Annotated in this window: 14 protein-coding genes; 2 read left to right on the top strand and 12 right to left on the bottom strand. The window is 67.6% G+C overall.

From position 1 onward, the window contains the following. Nucleotides 1-4 precede the first annotated feature (4 nt). The 11 genes from OVA13_RS05900 to OVA13_RS05850 form a co-directional block, all read right to left on the bottom strand. Nucleotides 5-1,084, bottom strand: coding sequence for a hypothetical protein (locus tag OVA13_RS05900; protein ID WP_267792866.1), 1,080 nt, complete (start codon nucleotides 1,082-1,084; stop codon nucleotides 5-7). Nucleotides 1,085-1,371: 287 nt separating this feature from the next. Beyond that, nucleotides 1,372-2,052 carry a J domain-containing protein gene (locus OVA13_RS05895; protein WP_267792865.1) on the bottom strand — a complete coding sequence of 227 codons (681 nt, stop codon included), beginning with the start codon at nucleotides 2,050-2,052 and terminating at the stop codon, nucleotides 1,372-1,374. Then, nucleotides 2,049-3,743, bottom strand: coding sequence for a molecular chaperone HscC (locus OVA13_RS05890; protein WP_267792864.1), 1,695 nt, complete (start codon nucleotides 3,741-3,743; stop codon nucleotides 2,049-2,051). The genes OVA13_RS05895 and OVA13_RS05890 overlap by 4 nt, the downstream gene beginning before the upstream one ends. Before the next feature lie 66 nt (nucleotides 3,744-3,809). Further along, complete coding sequence (locus tag OVA13_RS05885; protein WP_267792863.1) at nucleotides 3,810-4,172, bottom strand: hypothetical protein; 363 nt, start codon at nucleotides 4,170-4,172, stop codon at nucleotides 3,810-3,812. Next, complete coding sequence (locus OVA13_RS05880; protein WP_267792862.1) at nucleotides 4,169-4,708, bottom strand: bactofilin family protein; 540 nt, start codon at nucleotides 4,706-4,708, stop codon at nucleotides 4,169-4,171. Before OVA13_RS05880 ends, OVA13_RS05885 begins: the two co-directional genes overlap by 4 nt. 173 nt (nucleotides 4,709-4,881) lie before the next feature. Then, nucleotides 4,882-6,489 (bottom strand): carboxyl transferase domain-containing protein, encoded by a 1,608-nt coding sequence (locus OVA13_RS05875; RefSeq protein WP_267792861.1) that lies wholly within the window; start codon nucleotides 6,487-6,489, stop codon nucleotides 4,882-4,884. Nucleotides 6,490-6,613: 124 nt separating this feature from the next. Then, entirely contained in the window at nucleotides 6,614-6,991 is a 378-nt protein-coding gene (locus OVA13_RS05870; protein ID WP_267792860.1) for a hypothetical protein, read from the bottom strand. A 167-nt stretch (nucleotides 6,992-7,158) separates the two neighbouring features. Further along, on the bottom strand, nucleotides 7,159-7,503 hold the full coding sequence (locus OVA13_RS05865) for a hypothetical protein (protein ID WP_267792859.1): 345 nt from the start codon (nucleotides 7,501-7,503) through the stop codon (nucleotides 7,159-7,161). Between the two features lie 203 nt (nucleotides 7,504-7,706). Beyond that, complete coding sequence (locus tag OVA13_RS05860) at nucleotides 7,707-8,882, bottom strand: thiolase family protein (RefSeq protein WP_267792858.1); 1,176 nt, start codon at nucleotides 8,880-8,882, stop codon at nucleotides 7,707-7,709. Nucleotides 8,883-8,991: 109 nt separating this feature from the next. Further along, the gene (locus OVA13_RS05855; protein ID WP_267792857.1) at nucleotides 8,992-10,164 is read right to left on the bottom strand and encodes an isovaleryl-CoA dehydrogenase; all 1,173 of its coding nucleotides are present in this window, start codon (nucleotides 10,162-10,164) and stop codon (nucleotides 8,992-8,994) included. 45 nt (nucleotides 10,165-10,209) lie between these two features. Further along, complete coding sequence (locus OVA13_RS05850) at nucleotides 10,210-11,310, bottom strand: Glu/Leu/Phe/Val dehydrogenase dimerization domain-containing protein (RefSeq protein WP_267792856.1); 1,101 nt, start codon at nucleotides 11,308-11,310, stop codon at nucleotides 10,210-10,212. A gap of 230 nt (nucleotides 11,311-11,540) precedes the next feature. Between OVA13_RS05850 and OVA13_RS05845 the strand changes: the two genes are divergently transcribed. Further along, nucleotides 11,541-12,167, top strand: coding sequence for a TetR/AcrR family transcriptional regulator (locus OVA13_RS05845; protein WP_267792855.1), 627 nt, complete (start codon nucleotides 11,541-11,543; stop codon nucleotides 12,165-12,167). A 65-nt stretch (nucleotides 12,168-12,232) separates the two neighbouring features. Next, on the top strand, nucleotides 12,233-13,114 hold the full coding sequence (locus OVA13_RS05840) for an alpha/beta hydrolase (RefSeq protein ID WP_267792854.1): 882 nt from the start codon (nucleotides 12,233-12,235) through the stop codon (nucleotides 13,112-13,114). Between the two features lie 3 nt (nucleotides 13,115-13,117). Here OVA13_RS05840 and OVA13_RS05835 read toward each other — a convergent pair whose 3' ends face one another. Then, nucleotides 13,118-14,386 (bottom strand): 2OG-Fe(II) oxygenase, encoded by a 1,269-nt coding sequence (locus OVA13_RS05835; RefSeq protein WP_267792853.1) that lies wholly within the window; start codon nucleotides 14,384-14,386, stop codon nucleotides 13,118-13,120. Nucleotides 14,387-14,422: the final 36 nt, after the last annotated feature.

Raw genomic sequence — 14,422 nt, 5'->3', positions numbered from 1 at the left:
CGGTTCAGCCGTAACGGATCGCCAACCCCGCGATGCCGAGTCCCACGAACACAGTGAACGAGGCAATCGTCGTCCAGCTGTTGCCGGCGGCGTCCGCAATGCTGATCCGGTGGCGCCTGGCGTAGGCCCAGTCGCAGACGGTCATGCCGATGGCGGCGCCCGCCAGCGCGAGCAACCAGGGCGAGGGCAGGTCGGGCATGGGCAATGCCCGCACAAGCCAACTGGTGCCGATCGCGAAACGCAGGGCATCGAAGAACTGGCGGAAATGGAGCAGCGCCGCGGGAAGCACGAGCGCGAACGCCAGTACCGGCAGTTGCGGCAACCCCCACGCCACCAGCAACCCGGCCACGGCCAGCCAGGCCGGCATCAATGCGATCCACGGCGAATGCATGGTTGCAGGTCGTTCGCGCAGCGCCCACAGGGCACGCATCGCGTGCCAGATGCACAGCATGCCCGCCACTGCGGCGAAGGTCAGACCCATCATGCGCTGCTGGCGTTCGGGCGTGAGCTCGCTCACCGCACAAAGGCCGGCGATGCCCAGCGTCGCTATCGTGGCCGTGAGCAGGACGGTCGCCCAGCGCCACGGGCCGGCATAGAAAGGGTCGGCGATGCGTTCGAAGAAGGCCTGTTGTCGGCCATCGAGGCCCGGCACGTCGTCGCCGAAGTCCGCCTTCAACCGCCGAGACAGGCGCGCCGCGCGGAATGCGAAGCCGGGCACGCAGGCGAGGACGAGCGCGAGCGGCCATCCAAAGGCGCGTTTCAGCTGCCGGATGGTCAGCGGTCGATCCTCGTCGAAGGCGTCGGTGTTCTCAGTGGATACCGCCTGCAACACTTGCTGTCGTCGTTCCAGCCATTCCGGTGCGGTGAACCCGAAGAACTCTGCCAGCACGGCCAGGGTCCCAGGTCGCACCTGCAGTTCCTCGTAGGCGATGCTCTCGAAGATCGCCTGGCCGACGCGGTGTTTCACGTCCAGGCCGTACAAGGCGGGATGGTACTCAAGGTAATGACGGAACGCCGAAGGCAGATCGCCCTCGGCATGGGCGATCAACTCCATGCGCAACGATGCCTCGTCGAGGCGTGGCATGGCAGGCTCCCGCGCGAGCATGTCGGAAGGTCCTGCGTGCAGCGCTGAGGGTGCCGCCTCCGGCGCAGGTACATCCCGTGAGGTATGGGGGATGTGCGCGTCCGCGTCGGCCACCTCAAGCACCTGTTCGCGTTGCAGCGCCAGCGCTTCCTGATAGGCCTCGTGCAAGCACTGGAACGCCGCCGGATCCTCGTCCGGCCGCGTGGTCTTCAGCAGGCGGGCGTATGCGCGCTTGATGGCGCGTTCGTCCGCGCCCGGCGGCAGGCCAAGGAGGGAAAAGGCCTCGTTCATGGTCCGCCAACGGAACAGCGTGCCACTGACACCATCGCGAGCAGGACTATCCAGATAGCCGCGCCGAAGGACCAGCCCAAGCCTCCAGAGGACGAGGAAGAGGGCGCTTCCGAGTAGGGTTTCCGGATCGCTTCGGCATCCTCAAGCGTCATTTGTGCGTATCGTTCCAGTGCAATGACGTAAGGTTCGAGATGGGCGCGCGCGGGACCCGTCGTATCCAGTTCCAGGAAGTGCAGGATCGCCGCCACGTGACGCGGCGGCAATGCGGGCACCCGCAGCAGTGCGTCGACAATCCCGTATGCAAAGGTTTCGCGCGCGCCGATTGAATAGAACGCCGGGTGGGCTTGGAGCCATCCGAGGACCTCGCGACCGCTGGCCGTTCGTGACACGTCAAGCAACGCAGCGACGAAAGTTTCGATGTCGAACCTGGGAGCAGCGACAGGCGCCGGCTCCGCAGGATGCAAGGCCAACGCATCGAAGCTAAAGCCCTTCGTTGCGTCGCGTCCGCCGCCATCCAATTGGAGGAGGCAGAGTCGGTAGGCATCGTTGATGCGCTGGAAGCCCTCGGGATCATCGTCTGGCCTGTGAAGCTTCAGCAGGCGGGCATAGGCGCGCTTGATGGTGTGTTCGTCGGCATCGTCATTGATGCTCAACGCATCAAAAGGCCATGTACTCACGCCTGCGACTCGATGTGCTCGAGCAGCTGAGCGAAATGCGCGCGGTGTTCGCGGATCTGCATGGAATCCTGGCCATCGAGAACCGTGCGAAAGCGCACCAGCGCGTCCTGCAGGTCGCGACGCGCCCAGAGCAATTCCTCATACAGGCGCTCGGCACGGGCGATGACCAGAAGGTTTTCCTGCTGGTCGCGCGGATGCACCTTCAGTTCGGCCAGCGCGGCCAAGCGCTGGCGGATCTCGTCCTCGGTCAGCACGCCGGGATTCTGCTGCAGCACTACTTCATGGGTCTGGCCCGTGGCCACGATGGTGGCTTCCACCTGCAGCAGCCCGTTGACGTCGTAGGTGAAGCGGATGTCCACGGGGTTCTCGTGCGCGGCGCGTGCGGGGACCTTCACCGAGATGGTGCCCAGCTTGACGTTGTTCTCCACGCGCGGGCTCTCGCCCTGGTAGATGTTGAACTCCACCTGCGTCTGCTGGTCGCGCATTGGCTGGTAGCGTTCAACACGACTGACCGGCACGGTCGCGTTGCGGTGGATGATCGGGGAGAACAAGCCCGTGGTGACCTGGCCGTGTCCATTGTCCTGCGCGGTGTCCACGCCGAGCGAGTGGGGACAGACGTCGGTGAGGATGATCTCTTCCAGCGATTCGTCGCGTGCCTTCATGCCCGCCGCGACCGCAGCGCCCAGTGCGATTGCCTCGTCCGGGTTGATGTGCCGCAATGGCAGCCGCCCGAACATGCGTGAGACCAGCCGTGCGGTCAGCGGCATCCGCGATGCGCCACCGACCAGGACGATGTCGTCCAGCTGGTCCGGCGCCAGGCGGGCGTCTCGCATGGCGCGCTCAAGCGGCGCGCGCATGCGCTGCACCAGCGGCTCGCATAAGCGCGAGAATCCCGCTTCGTCGATCTGCCAACGCCGCGACTCGCCGCCCAGCAGAAACTCGACGTCGACGGGGCCGCCAGACGCGTTCGACATTTCGCGTTTGGCCGACTCCAGTCGGCGCCTCAGTTGGGCGTCTTCGCTGGCTGTCAGGCTTTTCGCTTCCACTTTAAGCTCGCGCAGGCACGCGTCGTGCAGCGCGGACAGGAAATCCTCTCCTCCGAGGAAGTTGTCTCCGGCGCTGGCATGGACTTCCATCACGCCATCGAACATCTCCAGGATCGAGACATCGAAGGTACCGCCACCGAGATCGAATACCAGGAAGCGTCCGCCGCCGTCGCGCTGCTGTAACCCATAGGCCATGGCAGCGGCGGTCGGTTCGTTGATGAGGCGTTCGACCTTGATGCCGGCCAACTCGCCGGCGATGCGGGTGGCCTTGCGCTGTGCGTCGCCGAAATACGCGGGCACGCTGATCACGGCCTCGGTGACCGGCCTGCCGAAATGGCTTTCCGCATCGGCGATCAGCGTACGCAGGACGAGTGCCGACAATTCTTCCGGGCGCAGCGCATGCCTCCCGAAGCGGGTGACGCGGTTGGTGCCCATCCAGCGCTTGAAGCTGGCGACGGTGCGCTGCGGGTGGGTGATCAGGCGGTCCACGGCGGCGCGACCGACGATGAGCGTCTCGTCCCCATCCACGCTGACCACCGACGGGGTCAGCCATTCACCCAGCGCGTTCGGGATGAGCGTCGGGCCGTCGGGCCCGTGGTAGCCGATCAACGAATGCGTGGTCCCCAGATCGATGCCGACGATCATCCAGCCCCCCTGCTGGCATCCTTGTCGGCCAAAGTGTAGCCGGCCGGCTGGGCTGCGGGGAGGGGCTCAGTGCCGCGTCTTGCGCCCCTTGCCCGTGGCAGGCGTCATTTCCACGGTCAGTGCGAAGCTGCGCTGCTCGTTGGCGTGCATGGCGCCCACGCTGACGACCTGGCGGGTGATTTCCTCGCCACGATCATTGCGGACGGACAGCACCACGCAGTACTCCCACGGCTCGCCTTCCGCCGGATGGCGGATCGCGCCCTCCACCTTCAGCGGCGTCATCGTCTGCGCGGCGGCAGAACCCGCGTCCGGCTCGAAACGCAGGTGGTGGCGGCAGCCGGGGCAGACTGCCGCACTCTCCAGGATGGTCGCCTTGCAGTGCGGGCAGGTGCGGGTGGCACCTGCACTGCCGGGGCGCGGCTGGCTCATGCGCCCGTTGCGGGTTCCGCGCCGTTGTTCTTGCCGCCGCCCTTGGCAGCCGGTTCATCCCAGCCGAAGTCGGCCTGGCCGCGCATGCGTGAACCCGCCGCGACAGTCAGCGCGCCCGCCTTGACGTCGCCGATCAGCACGCCGGACGACAGCAGTTCCACCCGCGACGCGGATTCGATGTTGCCCTCCAGCTCGCCCGCGATGATGACCTTCTTCGCGCGCACGCCGCCGTTGAGCTTGGCGCCCGTCTCGATGGTCAGGTCGCCCTGCACGTTGACGTCGCCCTTGAACTTGCCGGCGATGCGGATATGCCCGCTGCCCTCGATCTTGCCCTCGATGGTCAGGTCCGCGGCGATCAGCGACTCCTTGGCCGTATCGGGCGCGGTACGCTCGGCGGCGCGCGTACCGGGGGGCGCACTGACGGTAGGCGAAAAATCCGCAGCCGCCGGCGTCTCCCGTACGGTCACGGGGGCGGATTCCGGCGGCAGCGTAACGGCCTCCTTCTTGGCGGGGCCTTGGTCTTTCCAGATGGACATGTCGCGACGACTCCGGGTGGGTAGCGCCTGACTATCGCCTGTCCCCGGCCGGCAAGGGTGTGACCGCCGCAGCCAAATGGCGGCACGCTGTCGCTGCCTGACCTGCGGTTCACCTGCCAGCCACGCTTGTGCACGCCATCATCACGTCGCTGAAGCGGGCTAACGCGTGCACGTCACATGCGGAATACGCCGTACTTCGCAGGCTCGATGGGGGCGTTGAGCGAGGCCGAGATGCCCAGGCCCAGCACGCGGCGGGTGTCCGCCGGATCGATGATGCCGTCATCCCACAGGCGCGCGGTGGCGTACCACGGGCTGCCCTGGGATTCGTACTGGTCGCGGATGGGACTCTTGAAGGCGTCCTCTTCCTCCGGTGTCCAGACCTTGCCGGCGGCCTCGATGCCGTCGCGCTTGACGGTGGCCAGCACGCTGGCGGCCTGTTCGCCGCCCATCACGCTGATGCGGGCGTTGGGCCACATCCACAGGAAGCGGGCACCGTAGGCACGGCCGCACATGGCGTAGTTGCCCGCGCCGAAACTGCCGCCGATCACCACCGTGAACTTGGGCACCGACGAGCACGCCACCGCCGTGACCATCTTGGCGCCGTCCTTGGCGATGCCGGCGTTCTCGTACTTCCGGCCGACCATGAAGCCGGTGATGTTCTGCAGGAACACCAGCGGAATGCCGCGCTGGTTGCACAGCTCGATGAAGTGGGCGCCCTTGAGCGCGCTTTCGGCGAACAGGATGCCGTTGTTGGCGATGATGCCGACCGGGTAACCGTGCAGGTGGGCGAAGCCGGTCACCAGCGTCTTGCCGTAGCGGGCCTTGAACTCGTCCAGTTCGCTGCCGTCGGTGATGCGGGCGATGACTTCGCGGATGTCGAACGGCCTGCGGGTGTCCCTCGGCACGATGCCGTAGAGCTCTTCGCCCGGATACAGCGGATCACGCGGTTCGCGGACCGCCACGGGCAGCACCTTGCGGCGGTTGAGGTTGCCCACCAGCCGGCGCGCGATCTGCAGCGCATCGCGGTCGTCCTCGGCGAAGTGGTCGGCTACACCGGACACGCTGGTGTGCACGTCGGCACCCCCCAGGGCCTCGGCATCGACGATCTCGCCGGTGGCCGCCTTCACCAGCGGCGGGCCGCCCAGGAAGATGGTGCCCTGTTCGCGCACGATGATGCTTTCGTCGCACATCGCCGGCACGTACGCGCCGCCCGCGGTGCAGCTGCCCATCACCACGGCGATCTGCGGGAGGTTCTCGGCCGACAGGCGCGCCTGGTTGTAGAAGATGCGGCCGAAGTGTTCCTTGTCCGGGAACACCTCGTCCTGCAGCGGCAGGAAGGCGCCGCCCGAGTCGACCAGATAGACGCAGGGCAGGCGGTTCTCGCGCGCGATCTCCTGCGCGCGCAGGTGCTTCTTCACCGTCATCGGGAAGTAGGTGCCGCCCTTGACCGTGGCGTCGTTGGCCACCACGACGATTTCGTGGCCCATCACGCGGCCGATGCCGCAGACCATGCCCGCGGCCGGCGCCGCGCCTTCGTACATGTCCTCGGCCGCGAGCGGTGCGATCTCGAGGAACGGCGAACCGGGGTCGAGCAGGGCGGTGATGCGGTCGCGCGCCAGCAGCTTGCCGCGCTCGGTGTGCTTGTTGCGCGCCTTCTCGCCACCGCCGTCGGCCGCGCGGGCCAAGCGACGATCCAGTTCCTGGACCAGCACGCGATGGTAGGCGACGTTGGCGGTGAACTCCGGCGAGCGAGGGTCGAGTTGCGAAGTGATGGCGGACATGCGGCACACGCGGCAGGAAAGGCGGCATCAGACCACAAAGGCGCCGGGCCGCCAAACTTTCCGCAGTGCGCAAACAACAAGGCCCGCTTGCGCGGGCCTTGTCGGTACAACGGGGTGAAGCTGATTACTTCTTGGCTTCTTCGGCCTTGGCGTCGGCCTTCTCGGCAACTTCGCCAGCCTTGTCGGCGGTCGCCTGGGCGGCATCGGCCACGGCGCCGGCGGTGGCGGCGGTGGCGTCCGAAGCAGCGGCTTCGGTGGCGGCAGCGGCGTCGGAAGCGGCAGCGGTGGCAGCGGCAGCGGCGTCGGCCGTGGCGGCAACAGCGGCATCGCCAGCAGCGGCAGCGGCGTCGCCAGCAGCGGAGGCAGCGTCACCGGCAGCGGCGGCAGCCTGGTCGGCCGAAGCAGCGGCGTCAGCGGCGGCGGCGTCGGTGTTTTCGCTCTTGGTGCAGGCGCTCAGGGCCAGGACGGCGGCGGCCAGCAGGACGGTGGTCTTGATCTTCATGGTGGATCCCCAATTCGGTAGTGTGTGTGGAAGATGGTGCCAGGGTGGGCGAGCCCGAACGTCCGCAACTCTGGAGCGCACTGGGGCCGAACCCGGGATACAGAAAAAGCCGCCAATGAACCGGCGGCTTTCTCAGTTTAACGCTAAATCAGGTTGTCACCAGCAGATTACTGCTTGGTGGCTTCCTTGGCAGCGTCGGTCGCGGCTTCGGCGGTGTCGGCAGCCTGGGCAGCGGTGTCGGCAGCAGCGTCAGCAGCTTCCGTCGTGGTGGCGGCAGCAGCGTCGGTCGCGGCGGTGGCAGCAGCGTCAGCAGCGGCGGTGGCGGCGTCGGCCGAAGCCTGGGCGGCGTCAGCGGTGGCTTCGCCAGCGGCGGTGGCGGCGTCGGCAGCAGCCTGGGCTTCGGTCGCGGTGGCAGCGGCGTCAGCAGCAGCGTCGGCGGCCTGTTCCTGGTTCGAGCACGCAGCCAGGGCGAAACCCAGAGCCAGCGCGATCAGAGCCTTGTTCATGGTCATGTTTGAATTTCCTCGTCGTTTAGTTAGGCAACGCGCAATTGCGCGCCTGCAACATGATGACAAGCCCATTACGGCTGTCAAGCGGTTGGCCGGTTATCTTTGTCAATCCGTTGTTAAACCTTATGGGGCGGGGCAAAGCCGGCCGCTTGCCACCCCGGAACTGCGCAAGAAAAAACGTTTTCCTTCTTCCCCGCCGACTGTCTTCAGACCAGTTCGAGCGCGATGGCGGTGGCCTCGCCACCCCCGATGCAGAGGGTCGCGATACCGCGCTTGCCGCCGCGCGTGCGCAGGGCATTGATCAGGGTGACCACCAGGCGGGCGCCCGATGCACCGATCGGATGGCCCAGCGCGCAGGCACCGCCATTGACGTTGACCTTGGTGTGCGGGATGCCGAGTTCCTTGATCGGCGCCATGGCGACGACGGCGAAAGCCTCGTTGACTTCGAACAGGTCCACCTGGTCCACCGTCCAGCCGACCTGCTTGAGCAGCTTGTCGATGGCGCTGACCGGGGCCGTGGTGAACCATTCCGGCTGTTGGGAATAGGTGGCGTGGCCGACGATCCTGGCCAGCGGCTGGATGCCGCGGCGGGCGGCTTCGTCGGCGCTGAGCAGCACCGTGGCGGCGGCGCCGTCGGAGATGCTGGACGAGCTGGCGGCCGTCACCGTGCCGTCCTTCTTGAAGGCGGCCTTCAGCGTGGGGATCTTGGCGATGTCGGACTTGCCCGGCTGCTCATCGGTGGCGACTTCGACCTCGCCCTTGCGGGTGGCGACCTTGACCGGGACGATTTCGTCGTTGAACGCACCCGATGCCTGTGCTGCCTGGGCGCGGGTCACCGACTCGATCGCGTAGGCGTCCTGCTCCTCGCGGGTGAAGCCGAACTTGGCCACCGTGGCTTCGGCGAACACGCCCATGGCCTGTCCGTCATAAGGGTTGGTCAGGCCATCCCACGCCATGTGGTCCACTGCCTGGAAGTTGCCGTACCGGTTGCCGGTGCGCGAGTTGGGGATCAGGTGCGGCGCGTTGCTCATGGATTCCATGCCGCCGGCGATGACCACCGTGGCCGACCCGGCCTTGATCAGATCGTGGCCCAGCATGATCGCCTTCATGCCCGAGCCGCACACCTTGTTGATGGTGGTGGCACCGGCGGCATCGGGGATGCCGGCCGCGCGCGACGCCTGGCGCGCGGGCGCCTGGCCCAGGTTGGCCGGCAGCACGCAGCCCATGATGACCTCGGACACGTCGGCGGCGGGAATGCCCGACTGCTCCAGCGCCGCGGCGATGGCGGCCGCACCCAGCGTCGGCGTGGGGACGCCATTGAACTGGCCCAGGAACGAGCCGATGGCGGTGCGCTTGGCGGCGGCGATGACGATGTCGGACATGGGTAACCTCACGTAATACAGGGATATCGGGATTATCCGGCCTGTCCCGGGGTGCGGCAATCGGACGTTGGGACAGGTCGGGGAACGGTGCGTGCCAGCGTTGCGGGGGTCAGCCCCGCCCTTCGAACAGTTCGCGGCCGATCAGCATGCGGCGGATCTCGTTGGTGCCGGCACCGATGGCGTACAGCTTGGCGTCGCGCAGCAGGCGGCCTGCCGGATACTCGTTGATGTAGCCGTTGCCGCCCAGCGACTGGATCGCTTCCAGCGCCACCTGCACCGCCGCTTCCGAAGCATGCAGCAGGCAGCCCGCCGCCGCCGCGCGCGACGCATGCCCGGCGTCGAAATCACGCGCCACCTGGTAAGCGAAAGCGCGGCTGGACTGCAGCGCGGTGTACATGTCGGACAGCTTGCCCTGCATCAGGCCGAACGTGCCGATGGCGGCGTCGAACTGCTTGCGTTCCCGCACGTAGGGCAGGGTGATGTCCAGGGCCGCCTGCATCAGCCCGATCGGGCCGCCGCTCAGCACCAGGCGCTCGGTGTTCAGGCCGCTCATCAGCACGCGCACGCCCTGGTGCACGTCGCCCAGCACGTTTTCCTGCGGAATCTCGCAGTTCTCGAACACCAGTTCGCAGGTGTTGCTGCCGCGCATGCCCAGCTTGTCCAGCTTCTGTGCGGTGGAGAAGCCCTTCATGCCCTTTTCGACGATGAAGGCGGTCATGCACTTGCTGCCCGCGTCCTTGCCGGCCGTGCGCATGTAGACCAGCAGCACGTCGGCTTCCGGCCCGTTGGTGATCCACATCTTGTTGCCGTTGGCGACCCAGACGCCATCGCGCAGCTCGGCGCGGCAGCTCATCGAGCCCACCACGTCCGAGCCGGCGCCCGGTTCGCTCATCGCAAGCGCGCCTTTCCACTCGCCGCTGCACAGCTTCGGCAGGTACTTCGCGCGTTGCGCGGCGTTGCCGTTGAGGTACAGGTTGGAGACGCAGAGGTTCGAATGCGCGCCGTAGCTCAGGCCCACCGAGCCCGACGCACGCGAGATCTCCTCCATCGCGACCAGGTGGGCCAGGTAGCCCAGGCCGCTGCCGCCGAACTCGGGGTCCACGGTGATGCCCAGCAGGCCCATCTCGCCCAGCTTGGGCCACAGGTCCTGCGGAAACGCATTGTCGTGGTCGATCTGCGCCGCACGTGGTGCGATTTCGGCGTCGGCGAAACGCTGCACGGCCTCGCGCAGCGCGTCGATGTCCTCTCCCAGCGGAAATCCGCCGATTGAACCAGGTCGCATTCGGTCCTCCCTCCTATTGCGGCCAAACGAAATTTTGTCGGTGCGTCAGTGCTCGCCGCGCAGATGCCCCATGAAGCGTGGCGCGGTGCGGCCCAGCGGCAGCTTCAGCTTGCCGATGGACGTCATGCGGGCCTCGGCGATGCGGTCGGCGGCGTACTGCGGCGCGATGCCTTCCTTCTCGGACAGGTCGAAGATCTTGCCGACGGTGTGGTAGATGGTCCGCATCATGCGCATGGCGCGTTCGCGGTTGTAGCCGTCGATCTCCAGCGACACGTTCATCACGCCACCGGCGTTGACCGCGTAATCCGGCGCATACAGGATGCCGCGCTTGGCCGCTTCCACGCCGGTCACGTGCGACATCTGGTTGTTGGCGGTGCCGCAGATCACCTTCGCCTTCAGGCGGGGCAGGGTCTGTTCGTTGATGGCGTATTCCAGCGCGCAGGGGCTGAACACATCCACCGGCAGGTCGTAGATCTCGTCGGGTTTGACCGCCTCGGCGCCGTATTCCTCCACCGCGTGTTCGACCAGCGCCGGATTGAGGTCGGTGACGAACAGCTTGGCGCCGCGTTCCTTCAGCAGCTTCACGTACTCCATGCCGATGTGGCCCAGGCCCTGCACGGCGAAGCTGTACTTGCCGATCTCCTCGTTGCCGAACTTGCGGTTCAGCGTGGCCATCAGGCCCTGCAGCGCGCCGTAGGCGGTGAACGGCGCCGGGTCGCCCGAACCGCCGTGCACCTGGTGAACGCCGACCACGTATTCGGTCTCGCGGTACACGTTCTCCATGTCGTTGACGTCGGTACCGACGTCCTCGGCGGTGATGTAGCGGCCGCCCAGCGAGTCCACGTAGCGGCCGAACGAGCGGAACAGCACCTCGGTCTTGTCCTTGCTGCTGTCGCCGATGATCACCGCCTTGCCGCCGCCGACATTCAGGCCGGCCAGCGCGTTCTTGTAGGTCATCGTGCGGCTCAGCCGCAGCGCATCGGTCAGTGCCAGCGCGCTGTCCGCGTAGGGACGCAGGCGTACGCCGCCCAGTGCCGGGCCCAGCACGGTACTGTGGATCGCGATGATGGCCTTCAGCCCCGCATCGGGGTTGTGGCAGAAGACGACCTGTTCGTGGCCGGAGGTTTCAAGGGTTTCGAAAATCATGGGTGAGCTCCGGTGCGCGGGTGGGGACCGGCGCGGGCTGGCCTGTGGCTTGGCTAACGGGTTGTCAGAAAAGAAAAAAGCGACGTTTCCGGAACACGGCCGTGGTCGTCGCAGGGCGCCAGTTTAATCCAATCGACCGCGACGGGCCGATTTGCCCCCGGACCGGCCTGCCGACGAGAGGTCGCAGACCCCGCTTGTCACAATCGAACGACCGTGCTATTTCTGTCGCCATGGTACCCCAGGCCGCCACCAGCAAAGGCAATGCCACCCGCGAGATGATCGTCGAGCGGGCGTATGCGATTGCCTGCCGGCATGGGCTGGAAGGCCTCTCCATCGGCGAATTGGCCACGGCCGCCGGCATGTCCAAGAGTGGTGTGTTCGCCCATTTCGGCTCGCGCGAAGACCTGCAGCTCACCGTGCTGGAGTGGACGGCGCAGCGCTTCACCCAGGCCGTCATCGTGCCCGCCCTGCGCCAGCCGCGTGGCCTGGCCCGGCTGCGCGCCATCATGGAAGGCTGGTTCCACTGGGTGGAAGCCAATCCGGATGGCTGCGTCATCCAGGCGGCGGCCAACGAGTACGACGCCCGTCCGGGCCTGATGCGCGACCGTGTGATCGACTGGCTGCAGCAGTGGCGCCAGCAACTGGCCAAGGCCATCGGCATGTGCGTGGAGACGCGCGAACTGCCGCGCGGCACCGACGTGACCCTGCTGGCCTTCGAACTGTTCGCCATCACCGAAGGCCTGCACAACGCCCGCCTGTATGACCCCGTGCAGGCTCATTCGCTGGCGCTCCGCGCGCTGGACCGCCTGCTGGCGTCCTACGGCGCCACCCCCGAGCTCCGTTCCCCCACCGCCTGACCCTGCAGGAGTGCCCCATGGCCGCCGTCGTCACGCCTCCGAATAGCACGACCGTTCGCAAAAACATGAAGCTTGCCCTGCTGCGGACCCGTTTCCGCCTGGGCAGCTGGCTGTCGCCGGCCGGCACGTTGCATCGCGCGTTCCATCTGTTCGGTACGCCGCTGTCGGCCGCGCGCGAGAAAGCCCGCCTCAGCGATACCGGCGGCGCCCACGTGCACACGCTGCCGTTCGGTCGCGAACAACTGACCGTCTACACCTGGGGCGATCCCGACACCCAGCCACGGATACTGCTGGCACACGGCTGGTCCAGCTTCGGCCTGCGTTTCCTGCCGTGGGTGGAACCGCTGCGACGCGCGGGCTATGCCGTCATCGCGTTCGACCAGCCCGCGCATGGCCGCAGCAGCGGCTATCGCGCCACGCTGCCGATGTTCGCCGAAGGCGTGCAGTGCATCGCCGCGCATTACGGGCCGCTGGCGGCGGTGGTGGGGCACTCGCTGGGCGGTGCGGCCGTGGCGGTCGCGCTCAGCCGGGGCATGCAGGCGGAACGCGTGCTGCTGCTGGCGCCGGCGGCCGATCCGTTCGCGGCCGCGCAGCGGTTCGGCGGCTTCATCGGGCTGGCGCAGCACCTGACGCGGCGCATCTTCGAGGACTACGAAGCGATGACCGCGCAGTCGGTCGCGGATTTCCAGGCCCAGGCCACCTCGCCGCACATCGCGCGTCCCGCGTTGGTGGTGCACGACATCGAAGATGCCGAAGTGCCCTGGGCGGAAGGCGAACGCTACGCGCGCTACTGGCCGCAGGCCACGCTGCTCAGTACCACCGGACTGGGCCACCACCGCATCGCCAACGCTCCCGAAGTAATGCAGGCGGCGTTGCGCTTCTTCGCGGGCGAACACGTCGGCCAGCGCGTGGTGTCCACCGCCGCGCTGCCGTTCGGCGTCTGCTGAAACTCAGAAATCCCGGTACCGGCGCTGGCGCAGCCACAGGGTGGCCAGCCATTTCTCGCCGCGTACCACCGGCAGCCCGGCATGCAGGCTGTCCGGGTCCGGTCGCCCGTCCGCGTGCAGGTTGTCGAACACCACCACGCGGCCCGCCACCGCCGCCACCTTCAACGAGGCGTGCGGGAATTCGGTCTCGCCGCCTTCCGGCACCGTGTTGAGGTAGGCGCAGATCGTGCGCACGCGATTGCCCGCCTGCGGGTGATCGCGTTCCAGCGAGCCCGGTGGCACGTAGTCGCGATGCGGCCGGTACTCCTCGCCTGGCAGGTAGCGCAGCACGGTCAGTTGTTCGGCATCCACCAGCCGGCTGCCGGCGGCAGCGGCCATGCGTGCCTGCACCAGCCGCAGCGCCAGGTCCTGCACCACCGGGTCGAAGGTGGCATCGCTGCTGGTGCGCAGTTCCACTTCCATCGGCAGGCCGGTGCGCGGGTCCACCGCACGCGAGCGCTTCAACCGCTGCGTACTGCTGGCGATCAGCAGGCGGCATTCGTCCGCCGACAGCAGGTGGTCGATGATGGCCACGCGCGGTGCGTCGCTGAGCGTCTTCAGCGCGGGCGGCGAGAACAGCTCCTGCAGCACCAGCGCACGCGGCGTGGAGGTGGTGCCCGCAGGAATGGGCACGGAAATGCGCGGCAGTCGCGCCACGCCGTGCGCGTCCAGCTGTTTCCACAACGCCTCGGCCGCGGTCATGTCGGCGTCGGTGCCTTCGCCCGCGGCCAGCCGTTCGGCCAGCAGCTGCGCGGCTACCGCGCTGCCCGCCTGCGCGGCGCGGTCCAGCAGCGCCAGGCACAGCTGCTGGTCGTCGGCATGCGGCTTCCGGCCGAAATGCACCGCGGCCGCCAGCAGCGCCGGCGGATATCCCGCATTCACCGCCGCCAGCAGGCGCGCGTCCACCTGGCCGTCGAACGGCACCGCGTGGTCGCCGCAGCCCAGCAGCGCCAGGTGGTAGCCCGCCACCGCGCTGCCACCATGCTCCGCCGTATGCAGCCAGTGCAGTGCCGCAGGAATGTCCGTCGCCGTGCCCACGCCATGCAGCAGCATGCGCGCCAGTTCCAGCTGCGCGTGCCCGTGGCCGGCTTGCGCCGCACGCAGGTGCAGCGGAAACGCCTCTTCGTGCCGCTGCGCGCCGACCAGCGCAACCGCTTGCCGGAACAGGCGATCGGCCTCGCCCGACGCATCGGATGCGGGCGCCTGGGACGGGGTGGAAGAGGGTTCCGGCATGCCGCGCATCGTAACCGACCGCTACCGCATGGGCGC

This window comes from Pseudoxanthomonas sp. SL93, assembly GCF_026625825.1.
Taxonomy (GTDB): Bacteria; Pseudomonadota; Gammaproteobacteria; order Xanthomonadales; family Xanthomonadaceae; genus Pseudoxanthomonas_A.
The sequence above is the reverse complement of the archived record's forward strand: the minus strand, read 5'-3'. Positions and strand labels throughout refer to the sequence as shown.

Coding starts and splice junctions, on each gene's coding strand:
- OVA13_RS05900 (WP_267792866.1), bottom strand. CDS start 1,084: ATGCCACGCCTCGACGAGGCATCGTTGCGCATGGAGTTGATCGCCCAT.
- OVA13_RS05890 (WP_267792864.1), bottom strand. CDS start 3,743: ATGATCGTCGGCATCGATCTGGGGACCACGCATTCGTTGATCGGCTAC.
- OVA13_RS05885 (WP_267792863.1), bottom strand. CDS start 4,172: ATGAGCCAGCCGCGCCCCGGCAGTGCAGGTGCCACCCGCACCTGCCCG.
- OVA13_RS05880 (WP_267792862.1), bottom strand. CDS start 4,708: ATGTCCATCTGGAAAGACCAAGGCCCCGCCAAGAAGGAGGCCGTTACG.
- OVA13_RS05875 (WP_267792861.1), bottom strand. CDS start 6,489: ATGTCCGCCATCACTTCGCAACTCGACCCTCGCTCGCCGGAGTTCACC.
- OVA13_RS05870 (WP_267792860.1), bottom strand. CDS start 6,991: ATGAAGATCAAGACCACCGTCCTGCTGGCCGCCGCCGTCCTGGCCCTG.
- OVA13_RS05865 (WP_267792859.1), bottom strand. CDS start 7,503: ATGACCATGAACAAGGCTCTGATCGCGCTGGCTCTGGGTTTCGCCCTG.
- OVA13_RS05860 (WP_267792858.1), bottom strand. CDS start 8,882: ATGTCCGACATCGTCATCGCCGCCGCCAAGCGCACCGCCATCGGCTCG.
- OVA13_RS05855 (WP_267792857.1), bottom strand. CDS start 10,164: ATGCGACCTGGTTCAATCGGCGGATTTCCGCTGGGAGAGGACATCGAC.
- OVA13_RS05850 (WP_267792856.1), bottom strand. CDS start 11,310: ATGATTTTCGAAACCCTTGAAACCTCCGGCCACGAACAGGTCGTCTTC.
- OVA13_RS05845 (WP_267792855.1), top strand. CDS start 11,541: ATGGTACCCCAGGCCGCCACCAGCAAAGGCAATGCCACCCGCGAGATG.
- OVA13_RS05840 (WP_267792854.1), top strand. CDS start 12,233: ATGAAGCTTGCCCTGCTGCGGACCCGTTTCCGCCTGGGCAGCTGGCTG.
- OVA13_RS05835 (WP_267792853.1), bottom strand. CDS start 14,386: ATGCCGGAACCCTCTTCCACCCCGTCCCAGGCGCCCGCATCCGATGCG.